Consider the following 21612-nt stretch of genomic DNA (forward strand, 5'->3'; position numbering starts at 1 on the left):
TTAATAATAAAAATCTTAAAAAAAACTAAATTGTTCAAAATAATTCTTGAAAACACTTGCAATCATTAGGGTGTGTGTTATACTGTTCACGTAAAGCTGTTACATTAGTGAACAGAAAATTTAAGGAGGTCCATCAGATGGAACAATGGAATGGATTTAAAGGAAAAACTTGGAAAGAAGAAGTAAACGTACGCGACTTCATCCAAGAAAACTACACACCTTATGACGGAACAGATGAATTCCTAGCAGATGCTACTGAAGCAACGACGAAGCTATGGGATCAAGTCATGGAACTGAACAAGCAAGAGCGTGAAGCTGGCGGCGTATTGGATATGGATACAAAAGTCGTTTCAACGATTACTTCTCATGGACCTGGCTACTTAGACAAAAACTTAGAAACAGTTGTTGGTTTCCAAACGGAAAAACCATTTAAACGCAGCTTGCAACCATTTGGCGGCATCCGCATGTCAGAACAAGCAGCAGAATCTTACGGCTATGAAATCGATGCGGAAGTTTCTCACATTTTCCGCGACTACCGTAAAACACATAACCAAGGGGTATTTGATGCCTATACACCTGAAATCAGAGCAGCTCGTCGTTCTGGTGTAATCACAGGTCTTCCTGATGCATACGGCCGTGGCCGGATCATTGGTGACTACCGTCGTGTTGCATTATACGGAGTGGATTTCTTGATCAAAGAAAAACAACAAGACCTATTGTATTGCGGAAACGGAACCATGTCTGAAGACATTATCCGCCAACGTGAAGAATTAAGTGAACAAATTCGCGCTTTAAGCGAATTGAAAGAATTAGGAAACATTTACGGATTTGATATTTCTAAACCAGCTCAAACGGCGAAAGAAGCATTCCAATGGTTATATCTTGGTTACTTAGCAGCCATCAAAGAGCAAAATGGTGCGGCAATGTCATTGGGACGTACGTCAACTTTCCTTGATATTTATGTTGAACGCGATTTGAAAAATGGCGTGATCACTGAAGAAGAAGCACAAGAAATCGTTGACCATTTTGTCATGAAACTACGTCTTGTGAAATTTGCTCGGACGCCTGATTACAACGCATTGTTCTCTGGTGACCCAACTTGGGTAACTGAGTCAATCGCTGGTATGGGTGAAGATGGACGCCACATGGTAACAAAAAACAGCTTCCGTTTCTTACACACGCTAGCAAACTTAGGTCCAGCACCAGAACCAAACTTGACTGTTTTATGGTCAACACGTTTGCCTCATAACTTCAAAACATTCTGTGCGAAAATGTCGATCCAAACATCAGCGATTCAATATGAAAACGATGATGTGATGCGTGGACATTGGGGCGATGATTACGGAATCGCTTGTTGTGTATCCGCAATGCGCATCGGGAAACAAATGCAATTCTTTGGTGCTCGTGCCAACTTAGCGAAAACATTGTTGTATGCAATCAACGGTGGGGTCGATGAAAAATCAAAAGCACAAGTTGGACCAAAATTCCAACCAATTACTTCTGAATACTTGGATTACAACGAAGTAATGGAAAAATATGACACAATGATGGACTGGATTTGTGATCTGTATGTGAACACATTGAACATCATTCATTACATGCATGACAAATATTCTTATGAACGCATTGAAATGGCGCTCCAAGATACAGATATTCTACGTACGATGGCTACTGGTATCGCTGGTTTCTCTGTTGCAGTTGATTCATTATCAGCGATTAAATATGCCAAAGTTCGTACGATTCGTGATGAAAACGGCATTGTTGAAGATTACGAAATCGAAGGCGATTATCCTAAATACGGAAACAATGATGACCGTGTAGATGATATCGCAGTCAACTTGTTGAAAGCTTTCATGAAGAAAGTAAAACGCACAAAAACATATCGTGATGCAAAACATACAACTTCGATCCTTACAATCACTTCTAATGTGGTTTATGGGAAGAAAACAGGGAACACGCCTGATGGACGTCGTGCAGGTGCACCATTTGCTCCAGGTGCAAACCCAATGCATGGCCGCGATACGCATGGTGCATTAGCAAGTCTTTCGTCAGTTGCGAAATTACCATATGATTACTCATTAGATGGTATTTCAAACACCTTCTCAATCGTACCTAAAGCATTAGGTCGTGACGATGAGACACAACAAGAAAACCTAGCAACAATGCTAGATGGCTATGCAGCAAAAGGTGGTCACCACTTAAATATCAACGTATTTAACCGTGATACATTACTTGATGCGCAAGCTCACCCAGAAAAATACCCACAATTAACGATTCGGGTTTCTGGTTATGCGGTTAATTTCATTAAATTAACCAAAGAACAACAAGATGATGTCATTGCTCGTACAATGCACGAAGCAATGTAATAAGCAACAACTTCAGGCGGCGGACGGGAAAATCCGCCGCCTCTTGTTTTGAGAGTATCAGACGGAGCATGGTCATCCGTCGTTTCGAAGAAAGGAAGAGCATTATGGCAGTAACAGGACAAGTACATTCAACAGAAAGTTTTGGATCAGTAGATGGACCAGGTATCCGTTTTATTGTATTCATGCAAGGATGCCGCATGCGTTGCCAGTTTTGTCATAATCCAGATACTTGGAAGATTGGCACGGGTGTCGAACGAACGACCGATGACGTCTTAGAAGAGGCGTTGAAATATCGCGAATTCTGGGGACAAAAAGGTGGGATCACCGTTAGTGGCGGGGAACCGTTACTTCAAATGGACTTTCTGATCGATCTGTTTCGTAAAGCCAAAGCAGAAGGGGTCAGCACAACATTGGATACTTGCGGAAAACCATTTACACGAGAAGAGCCTTTTTTCAGTAAGTTTCAAGAGTTGATGACTGTGACCGATTTGCTGTTGTTTGATATCAAACATATCGATAACAAAGCCCATAAAGAGCTAACCACGCAATCCAATGATAATATTTTGGATATGGCGAATTATCTTTCAGAGATCAATCAACCTGTCTGGATTCGTCACGTCCTGGTTCCTTTTAGAAGCGATTATGATGACTTCTTGATCCGTTTGGATGAATTTATCAAGACGTTGAAGAATGTCGATAAAGTTGAGATCTTACCTTATCACACGATGGGGAAATACAAGTGGGATGAGCTAGGCTTGAAATATCCCCTTGAAGGGATCGAACCACCAACCGAAGATCGGGTGAAAAATGCCAAACGTTTGCTCCATGTAGATGACTATAAAGGCTACTTAACCCGTTGATCAAAACAGGAAAGAAGAGATTGCTATTGCTTCTTTCCTGTTTTTTTACTATGATTAGAAAGTGAATATCAATTGAAATAGGAGCGATGAAGAAATGTCGAAAATATTAGTATTCGGTCACCAAAATCCTGATACCGACGCTATTGGTGCAGCGATTGCCTTTGCAAACTTACAAAATCAACTTGGGAAAGACTGTGAAGCGGTGGCGCTAGGTACACCGAATGAAGAAACACAATTTGCACTAGACACCTTTAGCCTGCCTGCTCCTCGTGTAATCGATTCAGTAACTAAGGAAACACAAGAAGTAATGCTGGTGGATCACAATGAGTTTCAGCAAAGTGCGGCAGATATCGCTGATGTTACAGTGTTGGCAGTGGTTGATCATCACCGTATTGCTAACTTTGAGACAGCCAATCCGTTGTTTTATCGTGCAGAACCTGTTGGTTGTACCAGTACGATCGTATTGAAGTTATACAAAGAAAATCAAGTGGAAATTCCAAAAGCGATCGCAGGAATCATGCTTTCAGCGATCATCTCCGATACATTGTTGTTCAAATCGCCAACATGTACCGATGAAGATGTAGCGGCAGCAAAAGAATTAGCGGTTTTAGCAGGTGTTGAACTGGAAGCATACGGATTGGATATGTTGAAAGCCGGCACAAATCTTGGGACGAAATCAGCCGCAGAATTGCTGGATCTTGATGCAAAAAGCTTCCCAATGGGCGGGAAAAACATCCGTATCGGACAAGTCAATACAGTCGACCTAAAAGAGGTCTTTGACCGTCAAGCAGAATTGGAAGCTGCCATGAAAGAATCAATGTCAGCAAATGGCTATGATTTGTTCTTGCTTGTTGCTACTGATATCTTAGACAGTAATTCTGAGCTATTAGTTGTTGGTGAACCAATTGCCCCAGTAGAAGCAGCGTTTGAAACGACATTAACGAACCATCGTGCCTTTTTACCTGGCGTTGTTTCTCGTAAAAAACAAATCGTTCCTCAATTAACAGCGGTTTTCGAAGGATAATAAGGATAAATGTCAGAGTGCTGGTGAGATCTGTTTTGGTAGATCAAGCCAGCATTTTTCATGATTTTTTTAATAAGGAGTACACACAGTGAAATTTTTTTATAGTCCCCATTATCGTTCGTTGCAACCGATAGTGGCATCTTCTGAATTCCATGATTTGGTTCATGTGCTTTTAAGCTGTCAAGAACCGCCGACACTACGAGAGCTAAAAACGAAGTTTCCAGAGGTGTCATTTGATAAAACCCTTGACCGTCTGATCGCATCAGCTTTGATCATCCGCCAAAATCGACGCTATTTTTTAGGTTTTCCTGTTTATACTGAAGAAGATCAAAAGCAGCTGCAAGAAAGTGACGGTTTTTATCAAGATGCCCTTGATTGGTCAACACAAGAAATCGCTGGTTTTCTCAAAAACTTTGCGACATTAAGTAATGAAAAAAAATACTTCTATGGTTGTTTGCAGGAGGTGGAGCAGGGGATTGTTTATTCCTTGGCCCATGAAAGTTTTCAGATGATCTCATACGCAGAAGCGCCATGGCCACCAACGCTGCCGGCTTTTTTTGAAGCAAATCGCCAGCTGCAAAATCTATCGGTTTATGACGAACTAATAGATTTGATCGGCGATGTCGATCCGGTCTATTACTTAGATCAAGTAAGTGTCATCTTTGAACGTATCCGTAAAAACAAAAAAGTGCGTCCGAGTATTTTTCTAGAATCGCTTCAACAGTTGAAAATCGTTAGTTCCGAGCTAGATTTCTTGCTGGAAGAAATAAATTGTGATAATCTAAAAAACGGCCGTTATCCATCTGCTGAAAAGGATATTTTCTTGCAACGATCAGTGCTCGCTCACTTAGCGAAAAAAGCAGGTTCATACAACACGTTTTTTTTCAATGATAATTTAGATTTCTAATAATTATGTTATTTGTTTTAAATTTCCTGAATATTACAAAGCTGTTAGATGTTATTCTAATAGCTTTTTTTCTTGTTCACTAAAATGATAATTTGATGAATAAAAATTAAAATATAACGATCGTTTTGTTTGGAGATTTGATTTCTTGATGATATGATGATTTTAGAACGTTGAAAGGGGATATAAAAATGGAAGGATATAAAACGGTTGATTTTGAACAGTTGGAACGGAATAAAACGAAAGCAGAAATGATTACATTCGTATCAATGTCAGAGATAGAAGCGGCACGGCAAGCAATTACAAATGCGGGGATCGATGAAACGCGTTTTTCTGATGGAGATCTCATTCTCGCATTAAAGCAAAAGGAACGATTTGGGGCAAATACGATCGTTTCAGTGGTTATTGATTGGCTAGTGAATCAAAACTATTTAGTGAATCCCGCGAATGCCCTTCGTTATTTGGCGAAAAAAATGGCAGATGGTCCATTAACGAGTTATAAATTATTGAGTGAGGGAGAGTTTGACTGTGATGGCAATTATTACTTAATTGGTCACGCAGACAAGTCCTTGGCAGTAAATAAAGCCTATAAAGTTTACACCGATGGGCAAGTAAAAGAGCTTTGGCAAGCAAAATAATTGAAGGTGATTTCGGCTCTAGCGAAGAAGGGAAACGGCTGTAGAAGCAGTTGTTTTCGTAAAAGGATCGAAGATTGAAGGTTGTGAAGGACGCGTGAAACTAAACATTCGAATCAGCTTAGCTGGCAGTCATCTTTTGATTGGTGCATTCAGTTTGATCGGTGCATTGCTGACGCTTTATAAAGTACCAACTAGTTTTGGTACGATCCAAGTCATGTTAGGTGAAATTTATTATACCGATACGGTATTTGACCGATTTACTCAGCTTTTCTTATTGGGGATTATTAGTCTTTATACCGTAGTGACGAGTTTTTACGGGTTTCGATTCTGGTGTTTTTGCTCCGCCTCTTCTGCATTTGGGACACTGCTGGCATATGTTGAATTAACTGAGACATTTCCGGTGATGGTTGTTTTCATCCTGGTTTTGGCAAGTTTGTTTCAGTTAAGTGTAGTCACATACTTCATTTTCCAAAAGCTAAAAAGTAGAGCTGAAACAGGTTGAACAGATACGTTCAAGCTGTTTTTTTCTGTCCTGAATAATTCGTTCGTATCATAGGGTTATTAGGTTACTAGAATTTTATTTTATGCTATGCTAACAGTAGAGATCGTTTGGTTGCAAATGCTTCTCTATTAAAAAATGGGACAATGATCGATCGTTAAAGAATAAGCGATCAAGATGAGTCGAAGGAGGACTGATGAGAGAGTGGTTACCAAACAACAGGTACTGACTGCAGAAAAGGACTTTCTGAGCGGTGAAAATTTTTATGTCCAACATTTCTTAGGAGCCCATCAAGCGGATGATGGCTATGTGTTTCGTGTTTGGGCACCAAACGCTCAACAAGTTTGGCTGGTTGGTGATTTCAACCAATGGACAGACACTTTGCCAATGAATAAAAGGGCAGAATCTGGGGTCTGGGAGATTGAGACCAACCAAGTAAAAGAAGGACAGCTTTACAAATACAAAGTCAAACAAGCAAATGGACGAGAAGTATTGAAGATTGATCCTTTTGCTGTCCATTTCGAAGCTCGACCAGGAACTGCTGCCGTGTTGCATTCGATCCCACAAAAAAAATGGCGGGATGGACTATGGCAAGGCCGCAAAAAAAGACAGAAAACATTTAATCGACCTCTAAATATTTATGAAGTTCATGCCAGCTCGTGGAAGCACCACGAAGACGGCACCCCTTATCGCTTCTCTGAATTAAAAGATGAACTTATTCCTTATGTGAAAAAAATGGGTTATACCCATATTGAATTTATGCCTTTGATGGAACATCCATTAGGTACCTCGTGGGGCTATCAGCTGACAGGTTATTTTGCGCTCAGTTCCTATTATGGGACACCAGAAGAATTTCAAGACTTTGTAGAGGCATGCCATTTAGAAAATATTGGTGTCTTTGTTGATTGGGTACCAGGACATTTTTGTGTCAATGATGACAGCTTAGCTTATTATGACGGCACGCCGACATTTGAATACATGGATGAAAACCGTGCCAAAAATGTTCGCTGGGGTGCGATCAACTTTGATCTCGGCAAACCACAAGTCCAAAGCTTTCTGATCTCAAGTGCCTTGTTCTGGATCGAATTTTATCATATTGATGGTATTCGGGTAGATGCCGTTTCCAACATGATCTATCGCGATTATGATGAAGGTCCATGGGAACCAAATCACGAAGGGGGCAATCGCAACTTTGAAGGCTATTACTTTTTACAGAAGCTTAATTCTGTTATCAAGTTAGCCCATCCAGCAGTGGTCATGATTGCAGAAGAAAGTACGTCTGAAACCAAAATAACAGGAATGGTCGAAGAAGGCGCGTTAGGATTTGATTATAAATGGAATATGGGCTGGATGAACGATGTCCTGCGTTTTTATGAAATGGACCCGATTTTCCGTAAAGATCATTTAAATCTGCTTTCTTTCTCTTTCATGTATCGGATGCAAGAAAATTATATCTTGCCACTTTCTCATGATGAAGTCGTTCATGGTAAAAAAAGTTTGATGCATAAAATGTGGGGGGACCGCTACAAACAGTTTTCACAACTACGAAATCTCTATACGTACATGATGATGCATCCAGGGAAAAAATTGTTATTCATGGGTAGTGAATGGGGACAGTTTTTAGAATGGAAATATGATCATGGGCTTGAATGGGTCGATTTAAACGACACATTAAATGCAAAAATGCAGTTCTTCACCCAGACCTTGAATGAACTATACAAAGAAGAACGAGCCCTTTGGGAATTGGATGATCAAGAAGATTCATTGATGGTGATCGATGCAGACAACTTAGATGAAACGACATTGACTTTCTTACGACAAGGAAAAACGAAAAAAGATTTCTTGATCGTTGTTGTCAATCTGACACCAGTGGAGCGTCACGATTTTGCGATCGGCGTGCCATACGAAGGAACGTATCGAGAGATTTTAAACACTGAACGGGATGTATTTGGTGGAACTTGGGTGGCTAATAACCAAGACTGCCAGACCAGTAATGCCCCTTTTAAACAATACGACTATCAAATCAAAACAATTTTGCCTGCACTTGGGGCTTTGATTATCAAACCAGAAAAAATCAAAATGACTCGTAAAAAAGCAGTAAAGAAAGCATAAAAAAAGAGTAGAGGGGGAACGGTGAGTAGATCACCAAACAAAATGAAAACAGAAATGTTAGCAATGATCCTCGCAGGAGGACAAGGGACTCGTTTAGGGAAACTAACAAAAAATATTGCCAAGCCAGCAGTTCCGTTTGGCGGCAGGTATCGGATCATCGATTTCACGTTGAGTAATTGTGTCAATTCTGGAATCAAAAATGTGGGTGTAGTCACGCAGTACCAACCTTTAGCACTGAACAACCATATCGGCAATGGCGCCAGTTGGGGATTGGATGGAATCAGTACCGGTGTGACGATTTTACAGCCATATTCAAATTCAGAAGGCGAAAAATGGTTTGAGGGAACTGCCCATGCCATCTATCAAAACATCGCCTATATCGATGAGATGGACCCGCAATACGTCTTGATTTTGTCCGGCGACCATATCTACAAAATGGATTACGAAGAAATGCTGGAAAAACACAAAGAAAATGATGCTTCATTGACGGTTGCAGTTCTCGAAGTTCCGATGAAAGATGCTTCTCGTTTCGGAATCATGAATACTGATAAAAATGACCGCATCATCGAATTTGATGAAAAACCAGCCGAACCAAAAAGCAATCTTGCTTCGATGGGGATCTATATATTTGATTGGAGTCGTCTACGCAGTATGCTATTGAGTAACTACACAAAAGACGGCGAAATGGTCGATTTTGGGAAACATGTCATTCCTTCTTATCTAGAAAGCGGCGACAACGTTTTTGCCTATCGCTTCTCTGGCTATTGGAAAGACGTAGGAACGATCGATTCCTTATGGGAAGCCAACATGGAATTTATTGATCCAGCCATGGAGTTGAATATCCGGGATAAAAGCTGGCAAGTGTTCTCCAAAAACCCAATCGCACCGCCGCACTTTGTAACTGAAACCGGTGCTGCTAAAAATTCGCTTGTGATGGACGGCTGCTATGTTGCTGGGGAGATCGAGCACAGTATTTTATCAGAGAACGTGCAAGTGAAAGAAGGCTCGACTATCAAAGATAGCGTGATCATGCCTGGAGCGGTGATTGGCAGAAATGTCAAATTAAATCGAGTGATTGTTGGGGAAAATGCAGTGATTGGTGACGACGCAGAGATCGATGGAACAGACGAAATTGCCGTAGTCGGCTATTCTGAAATTTTAGGGGTGACGATTGATGAGAACTAATAAAATGTGTGCAATTTTAGGGAACCTACAGCGATACCAAGACTTGATGCCATTAACGGAGAATCGTCCGCTGTCGACCTTGTTGTTTGACTGCAAATATCGCTTGCTGGATTTCAATCTTTCAAGTATTGAAAATGCCAACATCAAACAAGTCTACATGATTTTCAATGAAGGAGAGACTCAGTCGGTCTTTGATCATATCGGCGGTGGAAAAGAGTGGAACTTGGACGGTGTTCAAAACCGGTTCTTTATTCACTTATTTCAAGACTCATTGAAAAAGCAAGCCGAAGGGCAAGAGTACTACTATAACGTCATTGACTATTTGGAAAAATCGAAATCAGATCACACTGTATTTATGGGCAGCAAAATCTTATGCAACATCGATTTGCGCGCTTTGCTGAAAATTCATCAACTACAAGGCAATGAAATGACTGTGGTGTATAAACGCATCGGCAGTGACAATGTTTCTGAAAGTGACTTGTTGTTTAATGTTGACAGTGAAGGACACTTAGAAGAAGCGATCCAAGCGAAAAAAGGGGAAGTTGGCTCCCTAGTCAACTTGTGTACGGATATTTTTATCATTCAAACGGATCGTCTGATCGCGGCTCTTAAAGAAGGGCAAAAAGTTGGCGCAACGGCAGATCTCGGTCAATTTTTACGAGAGATGATCTCTGTGGAGAACACTGGCCTATATGAGTACACTGGTTACTTAAGTAACATTTATGATATCTCTTCTTATTATCAAACAAATATGGACATGCTAGATGTGCATAAATTCACTTCATTGCTTTATTCGAATCAAAAAATCTATACCAAATTGAAGAATGAAGTACCAACCTATTACTCGGAAACGTCTGAGGTGAAAAATAGCCACTTTGCTTCTGGTTGCATCGTTGAAGGCTCTGTCGAGCAGTCACTGGTTGCTCGCCGTACGAAAATCCATCCTGAGGCAAAAGTCAAAGGCGCGATCATTTTCGGAAATAACGAAATCAAAGCAGGTGCCGAAGTCTCTTATGCGATCTTAGATAAAAATGTAACCATCGCAGAAGGTGTAAAAGTGCAGGGAACCAAAGAAACGCCGATTGTCATTAAGAAGAATTCTCATGTGACAGAAGATGTAATCGGAGGAGCAAGCGCATGAAGGTTTTGTTTACAGCAGCAGAGTGCGCTCCGTTTTTTAAAACAGGCGGGTTAGGGGATGTTGCAGGTGCATTGCCAAAAGAGTTGGTCAAAAAAGGCGTCGAGACAGTTGTCGTCTTACCTTATTTCACGAAAATGCCTGCCGAATACCAAGACCAAATGGAAGATTGTTTTTCCTTTGAAGTGGCGGTCGGCTGGCGCAAGCAATATTGTGGAATCAAAAAATTAGTTCTAGGCGCTGTGACTTATTATTTCATAGACAATCTCTACTATTTTGGTCGCGAACGGCTCTATGATTTTTATGATGATGGGGAACGCTTTGCTTTCTTCCAATTAGCCGTGATCGAAATGATGGAACGCATTGAATTTATTCCAGACGTCGTACATGTCAATGATTACCATACGGCGATGATTCCGTTCTTGATCAAAGAAAAATATCATTGGATCCAAGCGTATCAAAACATACGCACCGTTTTGACGATCCATAACATTGGGTTTCAAGGGTGGTATAGTCGCGATATTTTACCGGATCTTTTTGGGATGGGTACGGAAAGATATGATGATGGAAACTTGCGTTTAAACGATTGCTTGAACTTTATGAAAGCAGGAATCTTGTATGCGGACCGCATCACGACCGTCAGTCCTTCCTATAGTGAAGAAATCAAAACAGCTGAGTTTGGTTGTGGTCTTGAAGTCATTTTACGCATGGAAAGTGGCAAGCTAAGCGGTATCTTGAATGGAATTGATTATGAAATGAATGATCCAGAAACCGATCCTCATTTGGACTATCCTTTCAGTGTCGAGGATTTATCAGGAAAAGCTAAAAACAAGCGAGCGCTACAAGAACAGTTTGGCTTGCCAACTCGTAAAGAGGTTCCGTTGATTTCCGTTGTCAGTCGTTTGACCACTCAAAAGGGGTTCCATTTAGTTCTTGAAGAAATGGAAAACCTCTTGCAGTTTGATGTCCAGTTTATCCTATTGGGAACCGGTGAGCATGATTTTGAAGAAGGCTTTCGCTACTTTGCGCAGAAATATCCTGACAAATGTGCTGCCGCGATTTCTTTTGATATTGCACTGGCGCAAAAGTTATACGCAGCAGCGGATCTCTTCTTGATGCCTTCGGCTTTTGAACCATGTGGACTATCGCAGATGATCGCGATGCGTTATGGTACATTACCGATCGTTCATGAAATCGGTGGCTTGAAAGATACGGTGGATTCCTATAATCCGATCACGAAACAAGGAACCGGCTTTGGCTTCCAAGAGTTTTCACCTTTTTACTTGATGAATGCCTTAAAACAGGGGATTGAATTATATGAATCGGATCCGACAACATGGACGGCATTAGTCAAGCAAGCAATGAAAAAAGATTTTAGCTGGAATCAAAGCTCAGATCTTTATGTTGAGTTGTATAATAATATCAAAGTTTGATTGTTTTAAGACAGAAGAATCCTTGTCTGCAACAGAGCGGCTAGTTGTATGACTAGCCATTCTGGCGGCAAGAATTCTTCTTTTTTATAAACGGTTAGCATAAAGGAGTGTAACCCTATGACAAAAGAACGATTGCGTGATCTATTAGAAACCAACGTGCACGAACTGTTTGCGATAGAGATCGATGAAGCATCACCGCAGGAATTGTTTCAGGCGCTAGCCAATGTCGTGAAGCAAATGTATTCAGAAGACTGGCGCCAGACCAGAAAAAATCTCTTGTTGGAGGATCAGAAACAAGCGTATTATTTTTCAATCGAATTTTTACCCGGCAAAATGTTAAAGAGTAATCTGTTAAATATGCAGCTGTTGGAGCAAGCGGAAGCCGTTTTTGAAGAGTTAGGGGTTTCACTTGACGATGTTGCAGAGACGGAAAAAGACATGGCTTTAGGCAACGGGGGACTCGGTCGCTTAGCGTCTTGTTTTATGGATTCATTGGCTTCTTTAGGTTTGCCGGGAAATGGCAATGGGATCCGCTATCGCTACGGATTATTTAAACAAAAATTTATTGACGGTCATCAAGTAGAGTTGCCCGATGACTGGTTGCGTTCGGGGAATGTTTGGGAAGTCCGCAAAGAAAGCAAGGCGGTGCCTATTCGTTTCGGGGGCCATGTCTATCTCGTTACCGGAGAGGACGGGAAATTAGCCCCAGTTTATGAAGGTGGCTTTACCTGGCGGGCGGTTCCTTATGATACAGCAATGGTTGGCTACCAAAATCACCATCTCAATACCTTGCGTTTATGGAGTGTTGAGGTTCCTGTCGAAGATGAGGCGCACTACGCGACACTAGAATCGCGGCAAGCATTGGAAAATCTGACAGCGGTCTTGTATCCCGATGATTCCAATGAGACAGGCAAACGGACCCGGCTGATGCAAGAATACTTTTTTGTGTCTGCAGGGATCCAAAGTATCGTCCGTTATTATAAAAAATTGAATTTACCTTTGGCCATGATGAGTGAACGAGTAGCGATCCACATCAATGATACGCACCCAGCCCTTTGCGTCCCAGAACTGATGCGCATTTTAGTTGATGAAGAAGGTCTTGCTTGGGAACAAGCGTGGTCGATCACCGTGAAAGTCATGAGTTATACGAACCATACGATCATGGCGGAAGCCTTAGAAAAATGGCCCGTGCGCATGATTGAAGAAGTTTTGCCGAGAATGGATCAGATCATCAAAGAAATTGATCGCCGTTTTGTGGAAACGATGCAAGGGGTCCATCCGCAAGCCTTACTGGAACGGACGCGAATCATTATTGATGATCAAGTCCATATGGCACATCTCGCGATCATCGGCAGCCACAGTGTCAATGGCGTAGCCAAGCTCCATTCTGATTTACTAAAATCAGTGGTACTCCATGACTTTTATCTTATTTATCCTGCCCGTTTCAACAATAAGACCAACGGCATCGCGCAACGGCGTTGGCTTCAGCTAGCCAATCAACCGTTAGCCAAAGTATTGGATCAGTCCATCGGTACAAGCTGGCGCAATGATCCATTAGACCTGCAACTACTCAAAAACTATTATGAGGACGAAACTGTTCTCCAACAAATTGCCGACGCAAAAATGAGTAACAAGCGTGCACTGGCACAGTACATTCAAAAAGCAACGGGCATCACAGTAGATCCGACGGCAATATTTGATGTGCAGATCAAGCGTCTGCATGCATACAAACGACAATTACTAAATCTTATGCATATTCTAAAGCTCTACTTTGAGGTCAAAGACGATCCAACTGCTGCGTTTCATCCAAGAGTCTTTCTCTTTGGTGCCAAAGCCGCACCAAGCTATCACTACGCAAAATCGATCATTAAAGTCATCAATGAAGTGGCGAATCTGATCAATCATGATGAAACCATCAATGATAAAATCAAGGTTGTTTTTTTAGAAAATTACAACGTTTCTTTAGCAGAAAAAATTATCCCAGCAGCGGATGTCAGTGAACAAATATCATTGGCCTCCAAAGAAGCTTCAGGGACAAGTAATATGAAGTTGATGCTAAATGGGGCAGTAACGATCGCCACTTTAGATGGTGCCAATATTGAGATTCGAGATGCAATCGGTGATGAAAACATCGCGATCTTTGGGCTAACCGAAGAAGAAGTGTATCAGTATTACGCCCAGCGTAATTATTCTGCCTATGCGTATTATGAGTCAGATCCACTACTACAACGTGTAGTCAATGCCTTTATTGACGGGACAATCCCCAATATCCAAGTAGAAGGACGCGAGATTTTTGATTCACTTTTGAAATACAATGATGAGTACTTTTTATTAAGAGATTTCCACGCCTATTGTGATGCACAGCATCGGGTGGATATTGCTTATCAAGATACTCATCGCTGGCAAAAAATCAGTCTAATGAATATTGCGAATGCTGGGAAGTTTTCGGCGGATGAAACGGTGCGAAATTATGCAGCAGATATTTGGCAGATCGATCCATTATTTGCCCATATCAAAGAACCAAATGCGGCAAGCTTGACGGAGTCAGTGCCTCCAAGGGGAGATAATTGAAGCGACTTCGGTTGAAATGGCGCAGTCTTTCGTGAAATTCTCTTTTATTTGTGGTATGATGAAAAAAATGCATGTAAGAGGATGAGTACAGTGGCAAATTATTTAGATGTGAAACGAAAACACTTCCGTTTTCCTGCTTATGATGATACAGACGGTGTGAAGCTTCAATCCGAGCATCGCCCCGCATTCAGTAAAGCAGATGATTGGATTTTAACCGAAATCAAAGATCCCGTGAGTCATTCTCACAAGGAAGAAAATCAATCTTTGCAGCGTAAAGTGCAGTCCAGCCAACGCGATCGAGGGCACAATGTTCGTCAAAAAGAAGAGCTTGCCAATCACCGTGCCAACTTGCCTCAGTACGGAAAACGTCCGGTGAAAGAGCAGATGCCGACAGGAAAAACCAATTTTTTTGGCAAAGAAGCGAACCATTCTTCTTATCAAGTGACTAGTAAGAAGGAAAAAGCTGAGGTTCCTGTTTCTTCGAAAAAAGAATATTCGGGACGCTCTTACTTCGTGCCTAAATATATTCCTGCATCAATTATTCCAGATGAGCAAAAACCTGAAATTACGCCGAACGATTTGATGGATGCAATGGCAAAAAAACAAGAAAGTTATTTGTTATTTGATACTGAACCAGCAGCTTATCAAGTCAAAGAAGAAAGCGATCCAACCGTCAAAAAATTCAATCGCCACCCCTCTGTTGGGATGACACGCAGCGAGTTTCGAGCCAACAATAAAAAAAATGGTGAGAAAAAACGGTCCGTTTTAGATCGATCATTAAAAGGAATGATTGAAGACGATCAACAAGAAGAATCTTCAAATGGCTATTTTCGTTCTAAATAGTAGAGACAGTTACTCTTAATAGAAGTAGTCCTTTGAGCATAACGATGAATGATTTCAGCTAGATGGCGAACATCTAGCTGTTTTTTTTTGTGTGCTGAAACTGCCGATTTCACAAAATACTTAGTCGAATTACATTTTTCACCGACTGAGGAATATTCTGATTTTACTAAGCAATAGCGTGGGCTATAGAATAAAGTGAAACGGTCAAAACCATCGTTATTTATAATGTTTGTTATTTTAATTGGCGATTTCTTTTGTCATTTAAAATCGATGGCAGGATTGTGGTTTTCTGATCAGCCGTAATTGAAAAAAGGAAGCAAGCGTCCTGATGGTTATAGCTGCTCTTTGGGAAGGACTGATCCATGATCGATTTCAAGGGAAAGATACGCTGAAAGGTGGGGCATCAACAAATGAACAAGAAAAAGAGAAAGGTATATTTCACCATCATTATTGGCTTACTTGGAGGACTCTACTTTTTTTCAACCATGAGTGTGTTTTCTTCAAACATTTTCTTTGCTGCACAGCTGGAGGAAGAAACGGTTGCGAGTGACCCATTCGAACCGATACGAGAGAAAGAGGCTGAGGGAAAAGTTGCCATTTATTTTGATGAATCAACGAAAGCCGGGACTGTAGGAGACATGTTACTAGTTGCGTTTCATACGGGCCGTCCCATTAGTGAAATAGCGATCCGGTTGCCGCAATCTGCGGTTTTTGTTGAAGAGGAGTTGCCAAAGGGAGTCAAAATTACGTCCACCACTGAAGAGAATGGTTGGAAACTAACGACTGATATCCCTAGAAGTGATTTTTTGGTTCCATTGGTAGTTGATACAGCAGGGGCGTTTCCATTTGAAGTAGCAGAATCAATGATAATACTTGAAATAAAGGAAGCACGGGAGACAAACCCTACGGATACACAAGAGGATGCGCTAACCGATTCGAGTGACTCCACTGATCAATTCGATCAAGAGGACAAAGAGGATCAATTACCAAAAGAGAAGGAAATAGAAAGCCAGATTCCTGACGAATCAGAGTCAGATCCTGGTAATCTGTATCTGTTAGGCGACGACGTAAAAAAGAGAGGGGTTGCTAACTGGGTCGAATTTATGGCTGCAATGGTCGATCCGACGGTCAATTATATTTATTTGACAGCCAGTTTTCAAACGAACGATAATCCTCGTTTAGGCATTACGGGAATTGACGGCTGGAGCAGCAGCGCCAATCCTAATGGCGGATTAGCCTATGTTTATATCAATGCCTCGAGAGTTTCAAGAACGTTAATCATCGATGGTCTCGACACCTTTCAGATGGATCTTAGAGCCGTAGCAATCTGTTTTCGCGATTCGAGTGTCAATCCTGATTCCCCATGGGACATTACTTTGCAAAATTTGGAACTCTACCATGGAAACTTTTGGGGGGCAATTGAATACCATGATTTGAATATGTCAAATCAGCAGCGTTCAATCATTCGGTACCACAATCTCAACCATACGGGCAATCAGTTGTTTTACGGGTTGCACTCTCGAGCCAGCTTTTCTGGACATTCTGTTTCACACCAAACGCCTAGATATACATCAGACTTCAATGCTTCTTGGATGATTCACACAAATACTCAGGCGAATTTTGAAATCAACCAAATCGAGCTTCGTGAGGGAGCAAACGTCGAAATGTCGACGATCAGCTCAGGAAATCTTGATTTTTATAATATAAATGCGCGTCTCGTATTAGGGGATAATGCCCGACTATCATTAAATGCCAACGGTTCAGCTGGTGAAGCAGGCGGTGCTAATATTCGCTTTGTCGCTGGCAATGGACGCATTGAGTTAGGAAAAGGCGCGGAATTGACACTAAATACACAAAACAACAGCCCAGCAGTCATCACATCAGGCACGCCCCATGATATTCGCTTAATGGAAAAAAGTCGCTTGTCGGTTGCTGCTGCAAACCGAACGTTGTACAGTCATATTTTCTGGTTAAGTGCCAATACGCATGTCACCTTAGAAGACAGCAGCACCTTAGAGGTTGAAGCAACAAATCAAAATACAACCGCAAATATCTTCCACTTCTCTGGCACGACTGGCAATCTCAACGTGGGCAAAGATGCTACCTTAGATATTCGTTCGGACAGCCCACAAGCTGTCCAACGGCTACTTTTCTTTACCGGTGCCAACAATCCCGCAAGATTGACGATCGACGATGCCAAGCGTGTCAATTTGCAAAGAACCCGCCCGATAACGACCACAACAAATGGTCTAATTGAAGGGGGAGGAATCACTGCAAAGAATCAGGCGATTCGCCAGTGGCAGCATGGAAATACAGGAGATCCATCTGATTTTCAGTGGCAACCGATTCTGTCCATGACTGCGGCGATTTCCGGAACCAACACCAATGTGACCAATGTATCTTCACTGAATGAGGAAACAAGTCGAGGGTTTGCCGCGCAGTTTGCTTCTCGTTCACAACGTCTATTATTTGAGAGAATCCCAGACATCACGGTGACCATCGATCCTTTGACAGAAGATAGAATCTTACCTAATGCCTATACGATTTCGGGAACCGCCAATCCTGGTAGCTACCTTCGATTTCAAAGAGAGGGGCTGATGCCAGAACCGACGCTTGAAACGCCAGTCGATAGTGCCGGTAATAGCGAGTACTTTCACACACAAGCGGGTGAAAATGGGCACTATTTACTTGATCTATCTGATTTAGAACCTTTCCAGTATTTTACACAAGGTGAGGTGGTCACCGCTCAGGCATTTCTTGATGGTAAATGGGCAGAAGCATCAACCACTGTGGAACCCATTGGTGACGTTGACCCAAAAGATCCCCTTGATCCTGATCAACCGATTCTACCTGAAAATCCACCATTGATACCAGAAAATCGCGGGTTTATCAGTATAGACTTTGTTTCACAATTCGATTTTGGTACAGTACCGATTCGCTCGTCGACAAGCCGCTATCCGGCGCGTCCGCAACGAATTTCTTCAGTGGATGATCATGAATCAACCGAACGACCAAATTATATTCAGGTTTCCGATCGTCGATTTCTCCCAAATGGCTGGACCTTGAGTGCCCGATTATCTGAGGAAGGGTTCGTCAGCACGGATGCGTTTAAGCACTATTTAAAAGGAGCGAGTGTGCATTTGAATAATATTGAAATGGTCACCTCTAAAGAAAATCCCTCTGAAGCACCAGACTACTTTGAAGCAATTGAGCTAGGACCGCAGAACCAAGTGATTGCACGTGCCAATGAAAATCAAGGGGCGGGTACTTGGATTCAACGCTATGGAAACGAGCATACCATGCAAAAAAGTGTCGAGCTGGAAATCCCTATTGGCGCGAGGCCGCAAGCAACAAGTTATCAAGGAACCCTTCATTGGGAGCTGAGTTTCGTACCTGGTGCTGACGAAAAAACCTTGGAAAACAAGTAAGCATGTTCTGCAATCGTGAATATGATCGAACACTGTAAAAGTTGCTCAGACAAAAAGAAGTCCAGTTGCCATTGGACTTCTTTTTGTTTGAAACAGACGAGCGGTGGTTTAAACTGCTTTTCCCACTCTGGTGGATATGCTTTTCGATCAATAGAAGAGAGTGAAACCACAGGCAATGGATCAATGAGCAAAATCATGACATGGTAGTGATCAATGAAATCACTTAAGCACTATATCTTCACCAGTATAAATTTTATTTAGCTATTTTAGTAATTAAATCCTGCTCAAATATTTTAATTTTCTCTTGCCTTTTGATATGCTAAGAACAAGGGGGAATCAAAGATGGAAGTTGATCTACAAATGCTGGCGATGATTTTCTTTATCAATCTCGCCTATGTTACATTGAACACACTGCGATTTTTATTGACAATGAAAGGGTATCGCGTGATTGCCCCATTAGTGAGTATGATCGAAATCACGATCTATATTTTAGGCTTATCTATGGTATTGGATCGTTTGGATAACCCGCTGAATCTCTTGTTCTATGCATTAGGTTATGCTGCAGGAGTCAGTATTGGTATCAAAATCGAAGATAAGCTGGCTCTGGGCTATACAATGGTCACAGTGATCCTACCTAGTAATACGGATGAGGAAAAGAGTTTGCCGAAGATTTTGCGACAAGAGGGGTATGGTGTGACACAAAGCTTTGGTGAAGGATTGGAAGGCCCGCGACTGATTTTAGAGATTCTTTCCCAAAGAAAAAGTGAGAAAAAGCTCTATCAAACCATCAAAGCGGTGGAAGAACGAGCGTTTATCATCAGCTATGAACCCAAGTATATCTCAGGTGGATTTTGGACCAAAAAAATCAGCCGCCGAGAAGCAAAGTTGAAAAAACAAGCACCTGTTGATTGAAGAGACTCAGTCAGCCGTGATTCATTCGAGAAGAATAGCAGAGTAAAAGACAGGGAATTTATTGATGAGAGGAAGCGTAAGGTGTGGAAAAGAAAGCAAATGGTATGATGGCGGTCATCGCTGCCCTGATCTCAAATATTTTGGTGGCTATTAGTAAGTTTGTCGGTTATGCACTAAGTGGCAGTGCAGCCATGTTGAATGAAAGCATTCATAGTGTCGTGGATTGTAGCAATCAAATCTTTTTATTGATCGGGGATAAACGGGCAACAAAGGGCCAAAGTGAACTGCATCAGTTTGGAGAAGGTCGGGCGAAATATTTTTTTAGCACGATCGTTGCGATGATGCTCTTCTTTGGTGGGGGCGCACTCGGTGTGATGGAAGCGGTAGAAAAGCTGCTGCATCCTGCCCATGAAGTTGGTAACGCTTGGTTGGTGATCGCTATTTTGATTTTCGGGATGATCGTTGAAGGAAGTTCGTTGTGGATCGCGATCAAGGAGATCCGCGAACTGAATGTGGAACGTCAACCAATCTATCGTTTTTTGAAAGAAAGTCGGCATAGTGAGATTCTGATCATTTTCACAGAAGACTTCTGTGCAATGATCGGCCTAATGATCGCACTATTTGGTACGATTTTAACCATGATTACGGGTAACGCATTTTTTGATGCCTTCAGTGGTTTATTGATTGGTCTTTTATTGATGGTAGCAGCCATTTTCTTAGCCCGCGAATTTTACAGTCTACTGATTGGCGAAAGTGTCACAAAACGGGATCTAGCAGTGATCAAAAGAGCATTTGAACGGCCAGATGTTGATCGCTTGATTGATGTTAAAACGGTGCATTTAGGACCATCAGAAATTTTGATTGCGGCAAAAGTTGATATTGCCTCGAAACAAGAAGAGGTCGGCTATGAGATCATTAATGAGATTGAAGCCGAGATTCGACACCAGATGGCAGATAAAAAAGTCTATATTTATATTGAGACAGATGAGTATGACCCTCACTATATGGAGAAACGCCGTAAACTTGTGCGACCTTCCCACTGATTTAGCTAGAATAAAGCAGCTTTTTTTGATACAATAGACAAGGATTATCACATAGTGAAGGAGATTTCAAAATTATGATCAATGCAAGTGACTTAAGAGCTGGAATGACATTCGTTCAAGACGGCAAACTTATCAAAGTATTAGATGCTAGCCATCACAAACCAGGTAAGGGAAATACGGTTATGCGTATGAAATTACGGGACGTTCGGACTGGTTCGACTTATGATACAACCTTCCGTCCAGAAGAAAAATTTGAAAAAGCGCATATTGATACGAAAGCTGTACAATATCTATACACAATGGATGATACAGCATTCTTCATGGATCTGGAAACCTATGAACAATATGAAATTCCAGTTGAAGTGGTAGAAGAAGAAATGAAATTTATTCTTGAAAACATGGAAGTAAAAATCCAATTCTTCGGCAGCGAAGTAATCGGCGTTCAACTACCATCAAGCGTAATCTTAAAGGTTGTTGAAACACAGCCGTCGATCAAAGGGGCGACTGTGACTGGTTCAGGCAAGCCAGCAACGATGGAAACTGGCTTAGTTGTCAATGTTCCTGACTTTGTTGAAGAAGGCGAAATGCTAGAAATCAATACAGCTGAAGGTACCTACTTAAAACGTGCGAAATAAGAAAAAAACCGCGACTTGTTC

16 protein-coding genes are annotated in these 21612 nt (G+C 41.6%); all 16 read left to right on the plus strand.

The window, feature by feature from the left end; translation table 11 throughout:
- Positions 1-137: 137 nt before the first annotated feature.
- The 16 genes from pflB to efp all read left to right on the plus strand — a co-directional run bounded on the left by pflB (position 138) and on the right by efp (position 21591).
- The gene (gene pflB / locus IGI92_RS06145) at positions 138-2366 is read left to right on the plus strand and encodes a formate C-acetyltransferase (protein WP_008379680.1); all 2229 of its coding nucleotides are present in this window, start codon (positions 138-140) and stop codon (positions 2364-2366) included.
- A gap of 104 nt (positions 2367-2470) precedes the next feature.
- Positions 2471-3226 carry a pyruvate formate-lyase-activating protein gene (gene pflA / locus IGI92_RS06150; RefSeq protein WP_005229643.1) on the plus strand — a complete coding sequence of 252 codons (756 nt, stop codon included), beginning with the start codon at positions 2471-2473 and terminating at the stop codon, positions 3224-3226.
- A gap of 94 nt (positions 3227-3320) precedes the next feature.
- Positions 3321-4250, plus strand: a complete 930-nt coding sequence (locus IGI92_RS06155; protein ID WP_430608291.1) for a manganese-dependent inorganic pyrophosphatase — start codon at positions 3321-3323, stop codon at positions 4248-4250.
- An 88-nt stretch (positions 4251-4338) separates the two neighbouring features.
- Positions 4339-5157 carry a DUF1803 domain-containing protein gene (locus tag IGI92_RS06160; protein WP_430608292.1) on the plus strand — a complete coding sequence of 273 codons (819 nt, stop codon included), beginning with the start codon at positions 4339-4341 and terminating at the stop codon, positions 5155-5157.
- Positions 5158-5345: 188 nt separating this feature from the next.
- Positions 5346-5792, plus strand: coding sequence for a hypothetical protein (locus tag IGI92_RS06165; protein ID WP_005236794.1), 447 nt, complete (start codon positions 5346-5348; stop codon positions 5790-5792).
- 94 nt (positions 5793-5886) lie between these two features.
- On the plus strand, positions 5887-6294 hold the full coding sequence (locus tag IGI92_RS06170; RefSeq protein WP_005236791.1) for a hypothetical protein: 408 nt from the start codon (positions 5887-5889) through the stop codon (positions 6292-6294).
- 174 nt (positions 6295-6468) lie between these two features.
- On the plus strand, positions 6469-8403 hold the full coding sequence (glgB, locus tag IGI92_RS06175; RefSeq protein WP_016613231.1) for a 1,4-alpha-glucan branching protein GlgB: 1935 nt from the start codon (positions 6469-6471) through the stop codon (positions 8401-8403).
- A gap of 42 nt (positions 8404-8445) precedes the next feature.
- On the plus strand, positions 8446-9588 hold the full coding sequence (locus IGI92_RS06180; RefSeq protein ID WP_016613232.1) for a glucose-1-phosphate adenylyltransferase: 1143 nt from the start codon (positions 8446-8448) through the stop codon (positions 9586-9588).
- The gene (gene glgD / locus IGI92_RS06185; protein WP_016613233.1) at positions 9578-10729 is read left to right on the plus strand and encodes a glucose-1-phosphate adenylyltransferase subunit GlgD; all 1152 of its coding nucleotides are present in this window, start codon (positions 9578-9580) and stop codon (positions 10727-10729) included. The genes IGI92_RS06180 and glgD overlap by 11 nt, the downstream gene beginning before the upstream one ends.
- Positions 10726-12159 (plus strand): glycogen synthase GlgA, encoded by a 1434-nt coding sequence (glgA, locus tag IGI92_RS06190; RefSeq protein WP_430608293.1) that lies wholly within the window; start codon positions 10726-10728, stop codon positions 12157-12159. Before glgD ends, glgA begins: the two co-directional genes overlap by 4 nt.
- A gap of 117 nt (positions 12160-12276) precedes the next feature.
- Entirely contained in the window at positions 12277-14730 is a 2454-nt protein-coding gene (locus tag IGI92_RS06195; protein WP_218193333.1) for a glycogen/starch/alpha-glucan phosphorylase, read from the plus strand.
- Positions 14731-14811: 81 nt separating this feature from the next.
- Entirely contained in the window at positions 14812-15573 is a 762-nt protein-coding gene (locus tag IGI92_RS06200; protein WP_035006818.1) for a hypothetical protein, read from the plus strand.
- Positions 15574-15983: 410 nt separating this feature from the next.
- Positions 15984-19001, plus strand: a complete 3018-nt coding sequence (locus IGI92_RS06205; RefSeq protein ID WP_430608295.1) for a WxL domain-containing protein — start codon at positions 15984-15986, stop codon at positions 18999-19001.
- A gap of 342 nt (positions 19002-19343) precedes the next feature.
- A complete protein-coding gene (locus IGI92_RS06210; protein WP_005229664.1) occupies positions 19344-19913 on the plus strand; it encodes a DUF2179 domain-containing protein in 570 nt (189 codons plus the stop codon).
- A 104-nt stretch (positions 19914-20017) separates the two neighbouring features.
- The gene (locus tag IGI92_RS06215; RefSeq protein ID WP_034872243.1) at positions 20018-20956 is read left to right on the plus strand and encodes a cation diffusion facilitator family transporter; all 939 of its coding nucleotides are present in this window, start codon (positions 20018-20020) and stop codon (positions 20954-20956) included.
- Between the two features lie 74 nt (positions 20957-21030).
- The gene (gene efp, locus IGI92_RS06220) at positions 21031-21591 is read left to right on the plus strand and encodes an elongation factor P (RefSeq protein WP_005229668.1); all 561 of its coding nucleotides are present in this window, start codon (positions 21031-21033) and stop codon (positions 21589-21591) included.
- Positions 21592-21612 lie beyond the last annotated feature (21 nt).

The organism is Enterococcus sp. DIV2379, assembly GCF_050542965.1.
GTDB lineage: Bacteria > Bacillota > Bacilli > Lactobacillales > Enterococcaceae > Enterococcus_D > Enterococcus_D entomosocium.